At 50.4% G+C, this 18,166-nt stretch carries 13 protein-coding genes and 1 tRNA gene; 3 read left to right on the top strand and 11 right to left on the bottom strand.

Features of this window, described 5'->3' with window-relative positions; genetic code table 11:
• The 3 genes from ACN0YR_RS17040 to ACN0YR_RS17030 all read right to left on the bottom strand — a co-directional run.
• A partial coding sequence (locus ACN0YR_RS17040) for a DUF4340 domain-containing protein (RefSeq protein ID WP_417850437.1) occupies positions 1 to 1,773 on the bottom strand: 1,773 nt, incomplete at its 3' end.
• A 256-nt stretch (positions 1,774 to 2,029) separates the two neighbouring features.
• The gene (locus ACN0YR_RS17035; RefSeq protein ID WP_417850436.1) at positions 2,030 to 4,717 is read right to left on the bottom strand and encodes a Gldg family protein; all 2,688 of its coding nucleotides are present in this window, start codon (positions 4,715 to 4,717) and stop codon (positions 2,030 to 2,032) included.
• Between the two features lie 268 nt (positions 4,718 to 4,985).
• Positions 4,986 to 5,726 (bottom strand): ABC transporter ATP-binding protein, encoded by a 741-nt coding sequence (locus ACN0YR_RS17030; protein ID WP_417850435.1) that lies wholly within the window; start codon positions 5,724 to 5,726, stop codon positions 4,986 to 4,988.
• 62 nt (positions 5,727 to 5,788) lie between these two features.
• Between ACN0YR_RS17030 and ACN0YR_RS17025 the strand changes: the two genes are divergently transcribed.
• Positions 5,789 to 5,923 (top strand): hypothetical protein, encoded by a 135-nt coding sequence (locus ACN0YR_RS17025; protein ID WP_417850434.1) that lies wholly within the window; start codon positions 5,789 to 5,791, stop codon positions 5,921 to 5,923.
• A gap of 527 nt (positions 5,924 to 6,450) precedes the next feature.
• Positions 6,451 to 6,524 (top strand) — tRNA-Val (locus ACN0YR_RS17020).
• Between the two features lie 160 nt (positions 6,525 to 6,684).
• Here the strand turns inward: ACN0YR_RS17020 and ACN0YR_RS17015 are convergent.
• The 6 genes from ACN0YR_RS17015 to ACN0YR_RS16990 all read right to left on the bottom strand — a co-directional run bounded on the left by ACN0YR_RS17015 (position 6,685) and on the right by ACN0YR_RS16990 (position 13,272).
• Positions 6,685 to 7,725: an NAD-dependent epimerase/dehydratase family protein gene (locus tag ACN0YR_RS17015; protein WP_417850433.1), complete on the bottom strand. Its 1,041-nt coding sequence runs from the start codon at positions 7,723 to 7,725 to the stop codon at positions 6,685 to 6,687.
• 61 nt (positions 7,726 to 7,786) lie between these two features.
• Complete coding sequence (locus tag ACN0YR_RS17010; RefSeq protein ID WP_417850432.1) at positions 7,787 to 8,608, bottom strand: GNAT family N-acetyltransferase; 822 nt, start codon at positions 8,606 to 8,608, stop codon at positions 7,787 to 7,789.
• Positions 8,602 to 9,654, bottom strand: coding sequence for a creatininase family protein (locus ACN0YR_RS17005; RefSeq protein ID WP_417850431.1), 1,053 nt, complete (start codon positions 9,652 to 9,654; stop codon positions 8,602 to 8,604). Before ACN0YR_RS17005 ends, ACN0YR_RS17010 begins: the two co-directional genes overlap by 7 nt.
• A 175-nt stretch (positions 9,655 to 9,829) precedes the next feature.
• Complete coding sequence (locus ACN0YR_RS17000) at positions 9,830 to 10,567, bottom strand: phytanoyl-CoA dioxygenase family protein (RefSeq protein WP_417850430.1); 738 nt, start codon at positions 10,565 to 10,567, stop codon at positions 9,830 to 9,832.
• The gene (locus tag ACN0YR_RS16995) at positions 10,561 to 11,922 is read right to left on the bottom strand and encodes an Nramp family divalent metal transporter (RefSeq protein WP_417850429.1); all 1,362 of its coding nucleotides are present in this window, start codon (positions 11,920 to 11,922) and stop codon (positions 10,561 to 10,563) included. The genes ACN0YR_RS17000 and ACN0YR_RS16995 overlap by 7 nt, the downstream gene beginning before the upstream one ends.
• A gap of 342 nt (positions 11,923 to 12,264) precedes the next feature.
• Entirely contained in the window at positions 12,265 to 13,272 is a 1,008-nt protein-coding gene (locus ACN0YR_RS16990; protein WP_417850428.1) for a 6-bladed beta-propeller, read from the bottom strand.
• Between the two features lie 256 nt (positions 13,273 to 13,528).
• On the opposite strand from ACN0YR_RS16990, the gene ACN0YR_RS16985 reads away from it, so the two are divergent.
• Complete coding sequence (locus ACN0YR_RS16985) at positions 13,529 to 14,278, top strand: HpcH/HpaI aldolase family protein (protein ID WP_417850427.1); 750 nt, start codon at positions 13,529 to 13,531, stop codon at positions 14,276 to 14,278.
• Between the two features lie 19 nt (positions 14,279 to 14,297).
• Here ACN0YR_RS16985 and ACN0YR_RS16980 read toward each other — a convergent pair whose 3' ends face one another.
• The gene (locus ACN0YR_RS16980) at positions 14,298 to 16,301 is read right to left on the bottom strand and encodes a molybdopterin biosynthesis protein (RefSeq protein WP_417850426.1); all 2,004 of its coding nucleotides are present in this window, start codon (positions 16,299 to 16,301) and stop codon (positions 14,298 to 14,300) included.
• 77 nt (positions 16,302 to 16,378) lie between these two features.
• A complete protein-coding gene (locus ACN0YR_RS16975) occupies positions 16,379 to 17,473 on the bottom strand; it encodes a hypothetical protein (protein ID WP_417850425.1) in 1,095 nt (364 codons plus the stop codon).
• Between the last annotated feature and the right edge of the window lie 693 nt (positions 17,474 to 18,166).

Genomic DNA, 18,166 nt, shown 5'->3' with positions numbered 1-18,166 from the left:
CGGTTTTGACTCCGCTGGCTTTGTCTCCGCTGGCTTTTCTGGAGATGCTTCCGGTTTCATCTCGGCTGGTTTTGTATCGCCAGAGTCTTTTGCAGGTTCAGCTGGTTTTTTCATTTCCGGCTTCTCTGCTGCCGGAGTCCCGGGGAGTACGGTTGGTTTTTCCCCTTCTTCAACTGCGGGTTGTTCTATCGCTTTGACGAGATCAGCACGATTGATCTTCATTCGATCGAAGACGTCTGCGGCGATGACGTAGTACCAGTCAGCGAAACGTCGATTGAGTTCATCGACTCGCTCCTGGCCTTTCTTCATGTCCTCTTCATAGTCTTTCAGCTTGATCTCATAGATCTCGAGATCTTCTTCGTACTTCTCAAGAGCTTTTTCATAAGTCTTCTGCAGATCTTCTTTGGCTGTCTCAGTTTCGGTGTCACCAGATTCCGCCTCTTTCGCTGCTGGAGAATCGTCAGCTGGTTTCTCATCTTTAGCTGCGGACTTTTCAGTCTCTTCTTTCTTTGGAGGCTCCGGCTTTACAGGCGGTGTTGGCTTCTTGCCAATCAGACTCTCGTCAAACTGGGCTGTGACAAACAGGTACCGGCTCTTGAGTTCTGGTTCCGATTTCTCAGTCTCATCCTCACCGGATTCGGTCTCTTTGCCGTCCTCTTTTTTGCTCTCGTCTTTGGCTTTTTCTTTCGAATCTTTCTTTGCTTGATCCTTGTCCTGTCGACCAACTTCAATGTCGACTTCGCTGCCCGAAAATTCCTCGCCAAATCGTAAAACGTACAACACCCCCTGACTGGTTCCGAGCAGGACTTCTCCTTCATTGGAGAGGATGCCGCCGGTTCTTCGATCAAAAAAGAAGCCTTTTTCCTGAAGGTCGAGCAAGTCGAAATCAGTGGTGGTCACACCATCGCCGCTCTCATTCTTTAATCCAGCACTGATTCCTTTTGGCTTTCTACGAACTCCCACGATAGACAAGTCATCCAGGGCGTCGAGCATCGCAGTGACGTTGCTGGTATCCAACTCTTCCTTGCTGGCATTGAGCCCTTCCAGAGCCCAATCAGATGTCGATGTTGGGCGACGCAATGTAAGGCGATCACCTTGAACGATACCGCGACGTACTTCATCAACCTGGTAGCGGTTGATGATCAATTCACGAGCATCAGACTTATTGATGTCCAGGATGTCTTTAGCAATCCAGTCTGAAAATTTCGTTGAGATTTTCAGGTCGCCAAGATTCGCTGTGTAGAAGCGGTCTTCTCCCGCAGCTCGAACGTAATACTGGTTTTGTTGACCCTCAACCTGTTTCCCGACGATGATGTCAACAACCGGTTCCTCTCCCTGATACAGCGTGATGCGGTCTCCGCGACCTTCCGTTCCGGTGACCTCTTTATCAAGAGGGTCGAGCAAGTTATATCGCTTGTGAGCTGCCTTTGTTCGTTCGATGAGCGCCTGGCGTTCGACCCCGATCATTGAGGCCGCAGTTTTCGCCAGCTGATCTTCTCCATCAGCAGGATAATCGTGATGAGATGGAATTCTCCACAATCCATCTTTGACTTCCACGCTGAAAGCTTCAGTTTTGCTGGTCTCATCATTGAATGAGGCGACACGTAAACCGGTGGCGGCATTGGGGTCTGTAAAGTCAGGATAAAACGGTTCCCCGACATCGACAAACGCATCCAGATCGGACGGTTTGTTCAGTGTATGAGTTGCAAAGCCGATCCCGACACACGCGATGGCAACGCCAAGAAAGATAATGGTACGAACTGACTGGCTCATATGGATCACTCCCATTTCAGGGACTCGAAATTCAAAATTCTATGTGGCCTCAACAAGCAAGTTTCATTCGCTGTCTTTGAGACGAATTAGGTTCACTTGTTCAGGTTTTGTTGAATGCGAATCAATCACAACACAAACAACTCGAAAACGGACGACTGGTTGATCTCTGGCGAAGTGTCATATTGCTGTTTTCCGCTGGCACGTCCACGAGCTTGCCAATGTTTTCACAGCATGGCATTCACTTCTCGCCAGAAAATCACCTTAAACGATCTTTGGCGATTCCGCGGCGTTCATTGAAGACTTGAGACAGGACTACGACGATCCCAAGGAAGATGGCAGGAAGAGGTGGAACGATGACTGCCCACTTCCATTTTCCGTTCTCAATTTTACGGATCTCCTGTTCGGTTTCGATACGAACTTTGCGGATACGTTCGTTCTTCTCGCGTTCGATTTCTTCTTCCTGTTGTCGCAGTTTTCGATTTTCGGCTTCGGCAGCATTTTGAAGACGGACCTGCATCGTTCCGGCATCCATGTTTCCTTTTTGCATTTCACCACGCAAATCGGCAAGGATTTTTTCCAGACGATCTTTGGCATCTTTGACAGCTTGTTTCGCTTCGTCGTCAGCTTTTTTCTCTTCGTTGCTGCGTCGCTCTTCGAACTTCTTCTTCTGGCGTTCAAGCTCTGTGAGTGTTCGGTGCTCTGCACGTCGTTTTCGCAAATCGATAAACCGTTCATCTCCAGCGAGGTAATCAACACAGTTCAACGTAAACAGAATATTGTCGATTTTCAGGTCGTACATCTGCCGTTGCCAGACGTCAAACATCACGTTGTGAATCATGTCGATGTCAGCGACGAAAATTGCATGGATCCCTTTCTTCTTTTCTTCTCCCTCGGAAGATCCACTCGGTTGAACCAACGCAGCGATCGTGTATCGCTTATCGTCCGGATTGTAAGTTGACGGTGCCGACATTTGTCGTCCCCCAAACATTCCCGGTCGTGTGATTTCGTTCCAGTCATTCAGACCGGTGCTCGACTGCCGAGAACGAAGCAACTCGATGTACTCCAACCGTGTCTCAGGATCACGCGAAATGGCTCCTGGGTAATAAAGCAGGAGTTCCTGTAATCCCCCAGCAATGGGGTTGTTCGGAATTTGTCGAGAGTCGTCATTGTCGTCGTCGGACTCAGTGAGGAAGATCAATTCTTTCGGGAAAACGCTCGCATAACGAGGATGCGGATTCCGCAAATCGAACAGACTCTTACTGACATCCCAGCGTAGCCCCAAAGCTTTCATCAACGAAGTCGCTCGGCCTCCGTCAGCTTTCGGTACAGCTGGCTGCTGCATTCCCATCATGCCGCCACCGGGACTCGGTTTCGGTTCAAGTGGAGCCCCTTGAAGTCCCGGAGGATTAAACAACGGTAATGGGTCGTCAAAGATGAGTACGGGGTGCCCCTCTTTGACATAATTGACGAAGTTATCCATCTGCGGCTGAGTGAGTGAAGATGGCAGCACTGCGAGGAGAACGTCGACGTCAGCTTCGATTTTGCTGTCCGGAGAGACCTCTCTGATGTTGTACTGTTTTTCGAGCTCCGTCACGATTTGCCATTCCGGCAAACTGCGGAAAGTCCGCTGATCAAACCCGCCAAACACACCTGCATCGGTCGTCAGAATGCCGACAGTTTTTCGTTCTGCTTTAGAAACAGTTCCAAGGGAACGTGTCAATTCGTACTCGATGGGTGTACCACGATCAAAGAAAGGAACAACAACGGTGTCAAATCCGCTTGTCAGGACAACACCTAGATAAACCTCTTCTAAAGAAAACCGACCATTGGTCTCACTCTGAATTTGTCGCGGAGTAATCCCCAGAGAACTTGCTTCCTCAGCCGCCTCGCTATATGGCTCGACATCAACAAATCGGACCTGAATGTTCGCCCCACCCCGCTGATCATACTCTCGCAATTTGTCTCGCAACTCTTTGCGAATCGGCACGTAGTCCTGCGGAACATTTGGTGAGAGAAACGCCTGAATTGTCACAGGCTTCTCGCTGTCAATTCCTTTGATAGTCTCGACGGTTGTCTTAGAAAGTGTATGCAGCTGTTCCGAGGTCGTGTCGATATCTCCACCAGCTACGGCAAGTGTGTAAGTGAAACTGAGCAGTGCGACTGCCAGACAGGCGACACGAGCTGTATAGTGAAGTGCCATTTCTCCACCATTTTTTCCGCCAGCCCAGTGGCGACGGGCGATGAAAACAGAATTCAGATACAGGAAAAATGCGGTGAGCCCGACGAAGTAGAAGATCCCGCTGTAAGCCACTTTCCCAGCTGTGAATCCTTCCAGATGTCCCCCAACACTCAAAGGAGCGGTGATTCCTAACGTATCTTTCAGTAATGTATCAACTCCGGGGATGCGATCGATGAAGACAGGAATCGCACAAATTGCGGTCCCGAGCACAAACGCAACAGTTGCACTACTCGTAAGCACGGAAGCAAACATCCCGGCAGCAAGCAGTGCCCCACCTGCCAGCCAGTAACCGAAGTAGGTCGTCGCAATGAGTCCCCAATCGGGATTTCCTAACGCCGACAGCACAAACGCATGCGTGATCGAGAACATCAGGGCGACGGTATAAACAAACAGGACTGCCAGATACTTGCCGAGCAGAATTTCGAAATCGGAAGCAGGTAATGTAAACAGCAGCTCATCGGTCCCCAACTTCTTTTCATCTGCCCAGGCGGTCATGGTGATCGCTGGAATAATGAACAGAAGCAACAGCGGGAACTGACTGCTCAACTGGTCCAGATTGGCGAGGTTGTCGGCAAAGAAATTCTGGTTGAATGCCAGAAAAGCCCCTGCGACGACAAACACCACAATGAACAAATACCCGAGCATTCCGGAGAAGTAACTCGACACATTTCGTTTAAATACTGCAAGGATAACGTGGCTGCGCATCTCGATATCTTTGGTTTTTCAAGAGTTTCGTAAGTCGTCTCCTGCTGAAATCTCATTGAGAAAATTCTCTGAGAAATCTCTCAGTGCAGAAGACGGAAATGTTCTGATTCGCCTTAACACGACTATTGAAATCGTTCTGATTCACTCGACTCGGACCACTCTTTTCATGTTTTATGAGAGCGAACCCAGACTGGCGATCTGCCTCAGCTTCGACATCTTTACCGAACACGCAGTTCGCCGAACGAGCAACGGGTCGAAACAATCTCGCTCATCCCGCAACGTTCATCCCGGTGAGTTTTCGGAATTGCTCTTCCATCTGACCAGTCTCGCCCTTCATTTGCTCGACGTTGCCATCAAGAATAATTCGCCCCCGGTCAATCAAAATAATTCGATCGCAAACGGCCTCCACTTCCGACAGAATGTGCGTCGAAAGCAGAATCGTCTTAGTCTTACCGAGTTCCCGAATCAGCTCACGAACCTGGAATGTTTGATTCGGGTCCAATCCGCTGGTCGGTTCATCAAGAATCAACACCTGAGGATCGTGTAACAACGCATGTGCCATCCCGACACGTTGACGATACCCCCGGGAGAGCTTTCCAATCTGCTTTCCCAGAACATCTTCCAACGAGCATTTCTGGACAACATATTCGAGTCGCTGCTTCAGCGTCTCGCGAGTCATTCCACGTGCCTGGCCGATGTATTTCAACAGCCCCTGAGGTGTCATTTCGTTGTATAACGGGCCATTCTCAGGCAAGTAGCCAAGCAGCTCGCTCGCCTTGATCCGGTCCTCAGCCATATTGAAACCACCAATTCGGGCTTCTCCTTCACTTGGCGTCAGGAAACCCGTCAACAGTTTCATGGTTGTTGACTTACCAGCTCCGTTCGGCCCCAGGAACGCAGCGATCTCCCCCTGAGGGACAGAAAATGAAACGTCCCGAGTTGCAATGAACGGTCCGTAAAATTTTGAAAGGCTTTTCGCCTCAATCATCGGGTCGGAACACTCGACCATCAAAACTCTCCTTTATAACCCCACCTGAATTATCGGTGTGAATTCACACGATAGCGATAACGGTGACAAGACGCGATGCAACGCCCGGTCACGAGATATCAGATTGCTCAAACGGCATGACAGCAAAGGTCGCCAAAGAACTCGCGCCCCTCGGAACGGTCGCTCGTCGCCTTCCCGATGTCATTGAATCCATATGACGCCAACGTTCGAAAAGAAAAAGGATGACTATCCTTGGCCAAGGGACTCTGGAATCGAGTGAACCTTCACACTTACGTTGATGTCAATGAAAGTGAATTCCATAATAAGTTGACTTCTTTTGCCAAAGAGTCAAGTCCATTTCAAGCAAGAATTTCAGTCGATTCAATTTTACCTGTGGCTTCAGATCACTAGCGATTTCCATGAAATTCACCAAAGCCAACGCAGTCAATGTGAGTGTAAGAAATCCCCAATCCTGACTGAGTCATTTGAAACAAGCACAGAATCCCAAACGTCCGCTGATGCCGTGAGTAATCACCGTCCGAATAGAGAAGCAAGGATCGTGAGACCAGTTTGCCCCGAATCAGACTCCCTACAATCCTTCAGGGGTGAAAACCGGCAGGTTTCTTCGATGCCTCTCCACAGGCAAAAAGAGAGCAGAGTGGATAGAGCCCGAATTCAAAGAGAATATTGAATCAAAAAGGTTGCTTGACGCAACGTTCCCAGCGAGATAAAGTTTCGCACCAAAGCACCCGTAGCTCAGTTGGTTAGAGTGCATGCTTGACATGCATGAGGTCGCTGGTTCGAGTCCAGCCGGGTGCACTGATAAACGCCGCAGTCATATAGACTTGCGGCGTTTTTTCGTTTCTTGCTTCTATGGCGAAAGCTGACATTGGGATGCCCCCTCAGTCTCTGGTCCAGCGTCTATTGCTCGGCCATTACTGCAGTTTCAGTTCTCTCGGTTCCCAAGGGCCTCGGGCTGTTAAAATTTTCCGTCTCGGACTTCGAAGTGAGTTGGTTTACCCCAGGTGACTTGATCCCGCTTCAACCAGTCGGCAATCCAGGTTTGCAGTTGCTCCAGCGAGACGCGCGGGGCTCCGTATCGCTGGTGACCGAATGAACCATTGTTGAGCAGTGCCGTTGGTGCGGGTTCGCCGGTGAATTCGACAGAAGTTCCGAACAGCTCAGCGTATCGTTCGCAAATTTCTTTGGTCGAGAAAATCTCTGGTCCTGAAACGTTCACAACAAAAGCGGGTGAGCTAGCATCGGCCATTGACTGGATCGTCATTGCATTGGCGTCTGCCTGCCAGATGACATTTGCATAGCCCATTGAAACGTCAATCGGTCCTCCAGCCATCACTTGCTTCGCCAGATCGACAAGGACGCCGTAACGCATTTCGACGGAGTAATTCAATCGGACAAGGCTGGTTGGGTTTCCTTCACGATTGCAGAAGTAGGAGAACATTCTCTCTCGACCAACCGCAGTGTTGGCGTATTCGCCGATGGGCTGTAAAGGGTCACTTTCGACTGAACCGCCAGACTCAATCGAGACCAGCGGATACACATTTCCTGTTGAGAAAGCAGTGATCCGGCTGTTGCGATACTTGCGACAGACAACCGATGGCAACCAGACATTCATTGCCCAGGTCAGCGATTCATCCCCTGATGTTCCGAACTTGGCCCCCGTCATGAAAATGACATTAGGAACATCGGGAAGAGAAGCAATGAACTCTTCGTCGAGCAAATCACCTGAGATCGTTTCGATTCCGAACTCATTGAGCTGTTTCGGAAGTGACGCATCTGAAAACCGGCTGACAGCTATCACTCGCCGTGGTGTTCCGGCTGCGTCGGCGGCCCGCTTTACCATTCTGGAAAGAGATGGCCCCATTTTCCCACCCGCTCCGAGCAGAATAATATCACCGGGAACTTTTCGAAGTGCTTCAATCGCTCCTTCAGTCGGTTCACTGAGAAGTTCTTCAAGGTGAGCTTCATCTCGGATTGATTCGGGTAAACTTTGATTCATTGTTTCGACCTGTCTGTTCAATATCTCGGTTCGCAGGAGAGTATCTCTCCGACTAAAATGGTTACCCAGTTGCAGGAGATGCCAGAGCGTATTGCTTGTTCACGTTTCCTACAACGAGATTCTCCCCGCGCCACATCCTAATGAGTGGTCGAACGGGTTGAAAACCGAATCTCTTAGTCAGTTCAACGGCATCGGTATTTGGACCGGGAGCATCCCAGAAGATCGTCTTATGTTGCTCTGAAATCAATTGATGGATCAGGTCTTCCGCAAGATCAGGAGTTTCTGCAATCACCGGACCTAAGTAGGTTGCTAATCTCCCCGGACGCAACATCCCGTATCCATTTTGCTGAGATACGACTTTCGAATCGGCTGCCAGACGCGACAACCACTCAGACCGGTCCACCCCAAATGCCTTCTTGTCGAATTGTTCGACCTGGAAATCCTCCAGACCTTCAACGTTCTCGACGGTCCCCACATCGCCCGGTTTTTCGTATCGGTGAAAATCCCACTCCCGTTTGAAGCCAAGCTGTTCGTAGACAGTTGCACCAGCAGGTGTCGCATCCAGTTTGATGCACTCCGTTCCACGCTCTTCCAGCCAGGCAATCACATGTTTCATCAGTGCGGTTGCGATTCCCTGTCGGCGAAAATCAGGATGTACGAGCATCATACCGATCCAGGCCAGGTCAGTCCCGTAGGTCGTCGTGGAAATTGTTGCAACTGGTGCCTCATTCATCATGCCGACAAAGCAACCCTGTGGTTCGTAGCGATAAATTCGCAGCCAATCTGCCGGAACCTGATTCCAACCTGACATTTCTCCCAAACTGAGACCGAACGGGACATCGGCTTCCGTCATTTCGCGGATTGTGAATTCATTGCTTACCATAAATTTTGTCCCGCTGATTGCGAGTCGGATTCTTCGCCCTCGAAAAGTTTCTGGACATCACTTCGGGCGACCTCAAGCATGCGACCAAACAAGACCTGTTTATCAAGACGGTGGTAATTGTGAATATCGCCGATAATCCCATTCGAATGGTGCTCTTTGACAAACTCGCAGAAGCCATCAAGATTCGGGGTCAGTTCAACGGCTTTCTCGAATGACATTTGACGCGCAGCCAAATCGTCGATTCGATCTGGCCACCAGCTTGAGTCGAGCAAATCTTTGCTGACTCGTTCCACGAGAATCGTTTCAACCCCACCTGCATGTTGATCGCCACGTTCCGAAGCAAACTCCGGCAAGGGATCGTGCAGCCAACGGAACGCCCAATGTCTCGCATTGCTCTCCCGAAGACCATCAACAATGGCCTGCCGATGAGTGATTGATCCGTGAACATCCACAACATACAAGGCTTCCGGTTTCAGCCAATCGATGACTGCGTTGCAATAACCGGTGACATATGGAGTCAGTAAATCTGTGGTGATGTCGACGCTATATCCAAACGGCAGTCCCCAGGTCAATTGGCCGTACTCCAGTGGTCTTGCCAGATGGAAACCTGTGAATTCAGAGGCCAGTTGATCAAGCACACTGTAGCTTTGAATCGTGTCCGTCCCCAAGGGGAGATGCGGACCATGTTCTTCGACTGCAGTATCCACGCTGAACGCCAAAATTCGCGGCGATTCTGCCTCGGGGAGAGCCTCTTCGGGGAGTTCGACAACCTTAACTCGCTTCCGATTCTCCGCCGAGGCGTAATTTGGGAAGCACTCGACGATGCGGCTGACCAACCGGTCTTTCAATTCAGTCGTTAGTGCCTCACGAAACAACGGAGGGAGTATAAACGTGCCGAGTTTTTCGAGATCAGAATATGAAGTCCCAAGCGAACAGACCGGAAGGACGAACTCCGTTTCTTCTGGCAATTCGCGAAGTGCGTCCAACGTATACGCGGGAACCCACCGTCCAGTGTTGACCCGCTTCGGCAAATAGTCTTCAAGCATAAGTATGCCGTTCTTTACGGGGAAAATTCATCACCAAGGGACTGTGGCATCGAGACGCAGAGCATAGGTCAACTTCAACCTGCTCTTCACGTTCAGCATCAGAGCGACGCAGCCAATGGAGTCATGATAGTGACCTTGACGGGCACAACAAGCATTGAAAATGCTCTGCTCAGAGTCAGCTGACTTTGACAACGATATCGGGATCGTACGGCAAGCCCGGCTTTGTTAATTTTGCGTCATTCCTTAAGTAGTGAAACGCAACTGCGCGGCGAGGTCGCTGACTGGTGTTACTCGATGATTGATGCAATGTGTTCCCGTGATGAAAGGAAATTCCGCCGCTGGGGACAGGAGCAGGTGTCATTTCGAATTGCTTCATCAAGTCTGCGGGGACTTGCAGGTTGAACGGTTCATCCTCAGGTGCGAAATGTTCGAGGACTTCACGTTGATTGCTTCCGTCTCCGTAGTAGAGGCAACCGTTTTCAATGGTCGCCTCATCGAGTGCAATCCAGACCGTTAATGTTGCATCGAGATCATTGGGACCAAAATAGAAGTTGTCCTGATGGACCGGCTTCGGTCCGCCAACTTCTGGCGGTTTCATAAAGACCTGGCTGAAAAAAACGGAAACCCCGGAGCCAATCAATTGTTCGACGATCGCGACCACATCGGGATGTTTCGCCATCTGCTGAAATTGTTCTCGATGATACGCCGGATTGTCCAGTTTACGGAGTGTCTGAGCGGTCCCTCCCCCTTCGAGAAACCAGCGACGTTGTTCTTCGCTCATCTGTGCAAGAAACTCTTCGCTCCACAATTCGATGTCATGCAGCGCCTTCGCAATTTCTTCTTGCGTGAAGACATCCTCAACGGTCAGGTGCCCCGTTTCCTGGAATGTCGAGAGTTGAGATTCGGTTAGCATGAGCGGTCTCGAAGTAGGTTTTCGAAATGATTCGAGAACAATTGATCACTGTCGAAAACGTGGACTGTGGCAGTTTTCTTAGAGTCCTCCTGCCATTTCTGATATTTCGCAGGGAGATCGTAAAACGCAGTCTTGCCAGCCATGGCGATCAGCAACACCAGCCCCAAACCTGCGAATGCATTCGTAAACGTGCTGTTGACATGCTCACCCATGATGTCTTTACGACTCGTTAACCAGAGAAGAACTCCAGCGACCAGCGGGGCGCCAACAACGGTGACCGCCTGAGCTGCGATGATGGTCGGAGTTCGGTCAAAGTCGAATGCGAGCGTAGCGACACCGACCGCCATGCCGGTCAGAAGTGCGAGCGTGGTCATCAAGCGAGGCCAGAGATCTGTCGGCTTGCTTCCCAATCCCAATCCATCAGAAAGGGTAAAGCCCCCGATCATTGAATTCACGATGAACGAAGAATACGCCGCCGAAAACAGCCCCAGACAGAAAACGATTTTTCCACTCGCTCCAAATGTTTCCTCCAGCGACTTTGCGACGTCAACTGGATTGTTGAGTCTAACGACCTCTCCGGTATACAAACCGGCTGCTGCGGTCGACATCAACATGATTGTGATCAATGCCATGATGACCGATCCAACACGGGCATCGACTAGACCACTCTTGAGTTGCTCAAGCCCCCATCCTTTTTGATGAACCAGATAAGCCTGATAGAACGCAGCCGAGATCACAAAAGTTGTCCCCATCAGGCCAAGCAACGGAAGCATGTTCTCTGCTTTTGAAGTATCAATCTGATCCAGATTCGGGACAAACCCCCACATCATGGCGTTCAGGTCAGGTTTAAGGCGGACCAGGTTCACTGCGAAGCTGACTAACATGAGACCGACGAACGTCATCATCAGCCTCTCAAGCATTTTGTACATGTCTTTAAAGGCAAACAGAAACGAAATCGCAATGACATTAAAAATGATGACCAGACCTGTCACAATTTGTTTCGAATCAATGAATGCTTCAAAGGCTGCGGCAACACCAATGTTGTTGCCCGATTGAAACGCTGCCGAGATGAAAAAGACACACCCCCCAACGAGAACTGCGAGCCATTTTCCCGTTCTCTTGCGAATCAGGTCACCCGGTGACTCCTTAGCAACGACTCCCAGGCGTGCCCCCATCGTCATGTAGACCATCATGAAGGCGACGGAAGCAACGACAATCCAGAGGAGCGAATAAGCATTGTTGGCTCCCACTGTGGAGCTCGTCATGATACTTCCGGGACCAACCACTACGCAGGCGGTGATGAGTCCGGGACCAATCCGGGTGTACCAGGGACGGGGTGCGGGAATTTCGTTCATAGTCGGCTCATCGAGGAAGGATCAACAATTCTGCATGAGTCAGAGTGTGTTCAATCCTCATGAATTCTGCAATCGCACCATCAAAGAAACGTCATCTCAGGAGCACTTCAGGAAGCTCAAGTCTGTGGATGAGTTTTCGACGATCAGACTCGGTTTTCACTCTATAGGCAGGTGAAGTGAGACGACAAAAGGCGGAGGAAATTCCAACTTCGCATGTTGATGTCTGTCTGTTTCTGCAGGTGCAGGAACAACACCTATAAAAAACGCCCGCATTCATGAGGAACGAGGGCGTTTGAGCTGCTATGAATTCAAAACTTGAAGTGGTTCTCGTTCGTGTTGTGGTTACTCTTTGACGCGGACCAGTTTCATAAGACGTCCGGAGACGTTCCAGTCCTGAACGTAGAGATTGCCATCTTTGTCCCAGTAAGAGCCATGCGTCCCACTGAAAATTCCTTCAATCCATTTGTCTTGAGGAACGTTGAAACTTCCACGAGTCTTAGGATCTGGATTGTGACCAAGGACTGCCATGATCGTGTTGCTTTTGTCGAGGATCACTAATCGGCCATGTAAATCAGGAACTGAAACATAATCGCCCTGCACAGAGACGGAGGTCGGCATCCCTAAACCGGTGATGACTTCCTCAATAAAGTTTCCGTCGAGGTCATAATGCAGCAAGCGGCCCTTGGGTTGATGGTTCCGATCGCAGATCAGCAACCGGGGCGGGTCGTAGCGGGTATCTATAGTCATCCCGTGTGCGGTATTGAACTGCTTGAGATCGTTCCCTTTGGTTCCGAAGTGCATGAGGTATTTTCCGTTCTTGTCGAACTTGAAAATATGGTTACTCGCATAACCATCCGACAAGATAATATCTCCGTTGGGAGCGACAGTGATCGCAGTGGGAGCAAACTTTTTAAGCTTGAGCCCAGACTCTTCCGGAAACGGAAGTTTCAAAACGATATCCCCTGTTTCGGCGCTGAACTTAATTCCTTCGCCGGCTGCATTTCGGGCACCGTAGATAAATTCTTCATCCCCCTCCTTGCGGATTTCCATATCGTGGATGTTGGAGTGGGCATCACCAAGGAATCGTCGAACAACTTTTCCATCAGGGGAAAAGACAAACACTCCCATGTTCGCGCTCGTGTAAATGTTCCCTTCGCTGTCGATAACCACCCCACCGTGCGTTGGCCCCAATACGGACTTCCCGTCTTCTCCTAACCCCCAGCCGGGGACCGTGTCGAATGTCATCATTCCGCAGCCCATACGAACAGGCTGAGTCTCATCAGCCGAGAACGCCTGCAACATCGGAGTGAATGCAAAGGCGAGTGCGAAATACATCGAAGTACGCATCATCAAAATCCTGCTCAGGTGCTTGTCATCCACAGCTGACAAGCAGGTTGAATCGATCAAAGAACTTGAATGTGAAGTATTGGGGTCATCTGTTTCCAGTTCAAGCTGATCGAGAAAATTTCCAGGACCATCTCTTTATTCAGTGAAAAAAGTGGCTCAATAGACAGAATCTTTCCGCAACGCGTCCCGTTTGACTTTATGAAGTTGTGGTACGATCATCGTTTCATCACAGAAGACAGCACACTTTGGGAAAGCGGTTATGGCGAACAATTTTCGATCTCAGTTAATTCATCACGAACTCCTGCTCGGAACCATGGTGACATTGACGACTCCTGCGACATCCGAAATTCTGGCGGAGCTCGGTTTTGACTGGCTGTTTATTGATGGTGAACATGGTCCGCTGGAAACGGGAGACGTCGGAGCCATCTTGCAGGCTGTCGGTCATCGACTGGGATGTGTCGTGCGCGTGCCAGCTGTCGAAGAAGTGCCGATCAAGAAAGTGCTCGACCTCGGTGCCGATGGAGTCATCGTCCCGATGGTCAACACAGTTGAAGATGCGAAGAACGTCGTCAGCTGGTCCCGATATGCTCCAATGGGATCGCGCGGAGTCGGCCTGGCTCGGGCACACGGATATGGCTTGAAGTTTGGTGACTATGTGGAAAACGCAAATGACCGGATCGCGGTGATCGTGCAAGCGGAGCACTATCAATCTGTTGAAAACATTGAATCCATTGTCAACGTGGAGGGCATTGATGCGGTCCAAGTCGGCCCGTACGACCTCGCTGCCAGCATGGGAAAAATGGGGCAAGTGGATGACCCGGAAGTTGTGGAAGCGATCAACCATGTGATCCAAACCTGCCAGAACGCGAAGATTCCCATCGGGTGGTTTGGAGTGACCGGAGAAGCAGTCCAGCCATACATCGAACGGGGATGCACGCTCATTACGGCGGGGGTTGACACCTTGATTTTTGCCAGCGCTGCAAAAGAATTATTGACATCGCTGCGGTAAAACTTTCGGCAGCACAGTGCTACAGATTGACAAGAAACCCAGCTTCCTGAGGAACGACTTGAAAACCAATTTGTTCAAGTTCCGCTTGAACTTCAGGTTGCTGAAGCAGTTTTTGAAAAGCAGCAATTTGTGGTTGCTGTAAGATCTCTTTGCGGATTACAAAATCAAAATGCTCTTCCTGTAAAGGGAAGCTCTGAAGGCCGTAGTCGTTCGCGACCGAGTCGATGGCGATCCCCCAATCGGCTCGATGCTGCCTGATTGCAGCGGCGACTGCGTTGTGTGATTTGACTTGCATCGCATAGCCATGCGGAGGTCGACCACTCTCATTCAACTGCTGGAGCAGTTGGTCGGTCAGTATTCGAGTTCCGCTCCCGGGGTTGCGATTGACCATCGAGCAATCACTCGCATTCAACGCAGCCTGGATTGCTGATTTGCCATCAAGTCCAGAAAACCGCTCGTCGTCGCTTCGGCAAACAAACGACTGCATACGCCGATACCCTTTGATGAGCGAGAGCTCTTCGGTGAGAAACGGAACGTTGTAGATGTTCGTCTCAGGATGCAGCAGGTGAACTCCGGCCAGGTGGCATTCGCCTCGCTGCACAGCTGCCAACCCCGCTTCACTGCCGACGTGCATGATTGAAGGTTTAAGGTCCTGTTGTCGTAATTTTCCAAGTAACAAATCGAGTCCGACACAATGACTCCCGATCACAACAAGATCACTTGTTTGAAGTTCTTCGTCGAGAAGCGTCACTTCAACCTCAATCCCGGAAGACAGTATTTCACTATGCTGAGGAATCGACAGGAACCCATCTGCAAGAGAAAAAGTGGTCACCGAGCCTGAACCTTTTCCCATCGGATAGGCGTAGCGTTTGCCATCAGATTCAAACAAGCGAACCAGAAGATATTCTGTTCTTCCACGGTCCGAGTTCACTTTGATCGGCAATTTCGCTCGAACCGTTTTTCGATTTTCAACTGGCTGACCGGCAAGCTTACGAATCACGGGAGCGACAAATTCATGGAATGTAAAAATCGCTGAGGTTGGAAATCCAGGAAGAATGACAACCGGTTTGCCTCGGGTCACCGCCATGCAGATCGGCTTTCCCGGTTTGAGTGCAACACCATGAGCCACAATCCCGGGGTCGTTGAATTGCTGCACGATACGGTATGAAATATCGCCAGCCCCCTTCGAAGTCCCTCCTGAAAGCAAGACGACATCTTGCTCCAGTGCAGTGTTGATCATCTCCTGAAGCTGGTCTGCCTCATCTTTAACCCGCCCAATAAAAACAGGAGTCCCTCCGCATTCCTTGACCGCTGCTGAAAGGATCGCTGCGTTTGAGTCATAGATAGAACCGACCGGTAAAGGCTCGCCCGGTGCAACAACTTCGTCACCTGTCGAAATGATGGCGACACGCGGGGACTTGAAAACTGGAGCATCCGTTTGACCGAGCGAAGCGAGGAGACCAATCTCCCGGGACGTCAACTTCGTTCCTCCCCAAAGGACCGTTTCACCCTGAGCGATATCAGTGCCCGCGTAGGTGATCATATTCCCCGGTGCGACAGAACGGGAAATCGCAACGGTCTCGACACCATCCTGCTCGCACAGGTCGGTCTCTTCAATCATCACGATCGCATTCGCGCCACGGGGAACCATGCCACCGGTTGAAATAGGTGTTGATGTCCCAGGGGTAACGATGGCATTCGGCCGTTGCCCCGGGAGGAGCGATTCATTGTTGATCTTCAGGAAGCAGGGAGACTCCTCCTGAGCCCCAGCAGTCTCCTCGGCGATGACGGCAAATCCGTCGACGTTGGAACGATCAAACCCAGGAACATCGATCTTCGCCTGGATATTTTGTGCTAACACCCGACCATGAAGATCATCGAGCTGAATGTTTTCAACCCCCAACGGCTTGAGAGTTAAGCTGGACTGGAAGCGCCGTGTTGCTTCGTCTCGGTCAATAACGTTGAGAAATTGCTCCTGCCGGGATGCCTGACGAACGTTTTCCGAAAGTTTAGATTTTGCCATAGCCGAGGCTGGGTTGATTGTTGAAATCCAGAAAACGTAATTCGACAAACATCTCGCAGCGAAGATTTCAGGTTGGTCTACTCAGAAACCTTTGAGCGATTTCGAACCACGCGGACACGGTCATTTTCACTGTCACCAATGTAGATATTTCCGTGCGAGTCGAGACAAATTCCGTGTGGTCGGGCAAGTCGGGCAGTGAGAGGGTTTCCGTCTGGACCATCTCCGAGTTTTCCGTCACCAACGACGGTTTCAATGAGTTTCGATTTCGCCCGATAAACTCGAATGGTGTGACTTTCTGTATCCGCAAGATAGACGTCACCATTCGCTGCAACCGCGACCCCTTTCGGTCCGGAGAGCAGGGCGGTTTTCGCAGGAGAACTTTGGGAGTACCCTTTCTTGCCAGTCCCTGCCAGATGATGCAGCGTACCAGCTTTCAAATCGATCCGGTACAGAGCATTGCCTTCACGCAGAGCCAGAAACAAGTTGTCCTTGCCATCGTAATCGAGGGCGCGGGGGCCATTGAGTGGAGTTCCTGAAACTGGTGCCCCATCGGGAGTTTTCGCTTTTGAACCAGTACCGCTGAATGTCTCGATAATACCCGTCCCAAGATCAACTCGCCGAATTCGATGATTGGCGATATCACAAATGTACAGATTGTTTTTTGAATCCAAAACGATGGAATGCGGACGGTTGAGTTGTGCCTTTGTCGCGTCGCCACCGTCGCCTCCAAATCCAGGTTGTCCCGTCCCGGCAACGGTCGAGATGATTCCAGACTTGGCATCAACCTTACGGACTACGGCGTTGATCATCTCAACGAAATACATATCCCCATTGGCCGCAAAACGAACCTCGTAGGGTTCATTGAGTTTGGCCTCAGTCGCAGGACCACCGTCTCCGGAGTAGCCTTTCTCGCCTGTGCCAGCGACAGTTGAGATGATCCCCGTCTTGAGGTCGAGTCTTCTGACGCGATCATTCGAAACTTCACAAATATAAAGGGCTCCATCGGGACCGATCACAACACCGAAAGGGTTCCCAACTCCCGCTTCTGTTGCTGGTCCTCCATCGCCTGAGAATTGCCTTTCGCCGTTACCAGCAATTGAAATCACTTCCGCTGCTTGAACGGGGACGCTGGCAAGAAGGGCGACACTGAAAAGTAAAGTTCGATAGGACATGAATGAGCTCTGGCAAAATCTTGAAAACAAATCGTAACCCAAGTGAATCATATCAATTTCAGAAGCTTTGGTATTGTCTCCAGAATACTTCTGAGGTTCTCATCATCATGGCGAACAGCAATTTTACTGGCGAAACGTGTTCTGCAGGAGTACACGGTAGAGCAAACTGCTCCATTGATCAATCCGCACGATGAACGAACGAGTCGCCGAGTTCAACGATTTATTGAACAGACTGACATGATTCACAAGCCCACGCATCAATACCTATACGATTGAGATCAGTAGACCAAGCAGACTTCGAACCGAGGTACGATTTCCTCTCGATAAAGGGAGCTGCGTCGGCGCATAAAAAAACGTTTCTGAGCAGACGGTGTCGACTACTCAGAAACGCAATGTAAAACGTGTGGATTTATTTGGTCGGACCTGACAAGCCTGAATAAATGATGCCACTTATGAGCATCTTTCAAATTGGTTTGCAGGATCTGCCTCGTGGCGAACAGCATTTTTACTAGAGAAATTTTTACTGGAGAAATGAGTTCTTCACGGGCACACGGTAGAGCATCCATGAGGAAGTTTCTGTCAAGTCGGGAGTGAGACGATTGCGGGATTTTCCAGGCATCCATCCGGCATCACTCACCGAAGTGAGGCGCCAATAGACATGATTCGGTCGGTCCCATTCAAACTGACGGTCTC

The organism is Thalassoglobus sp. (assembly GCF_048270125.1).
In the GTDB taxonomy this organism is placed as follows: domain Bacteria; phylum Planctomycetota; class Planctomycetia; order Planctomycetales; family Planctomycetaceae; genus Thalassoglobus.
The sequence above is the reverse complement of the archived record's forward strand: the minus strand, read 5'-3'. Positions and strand labels throughout refer to the sequence as shown.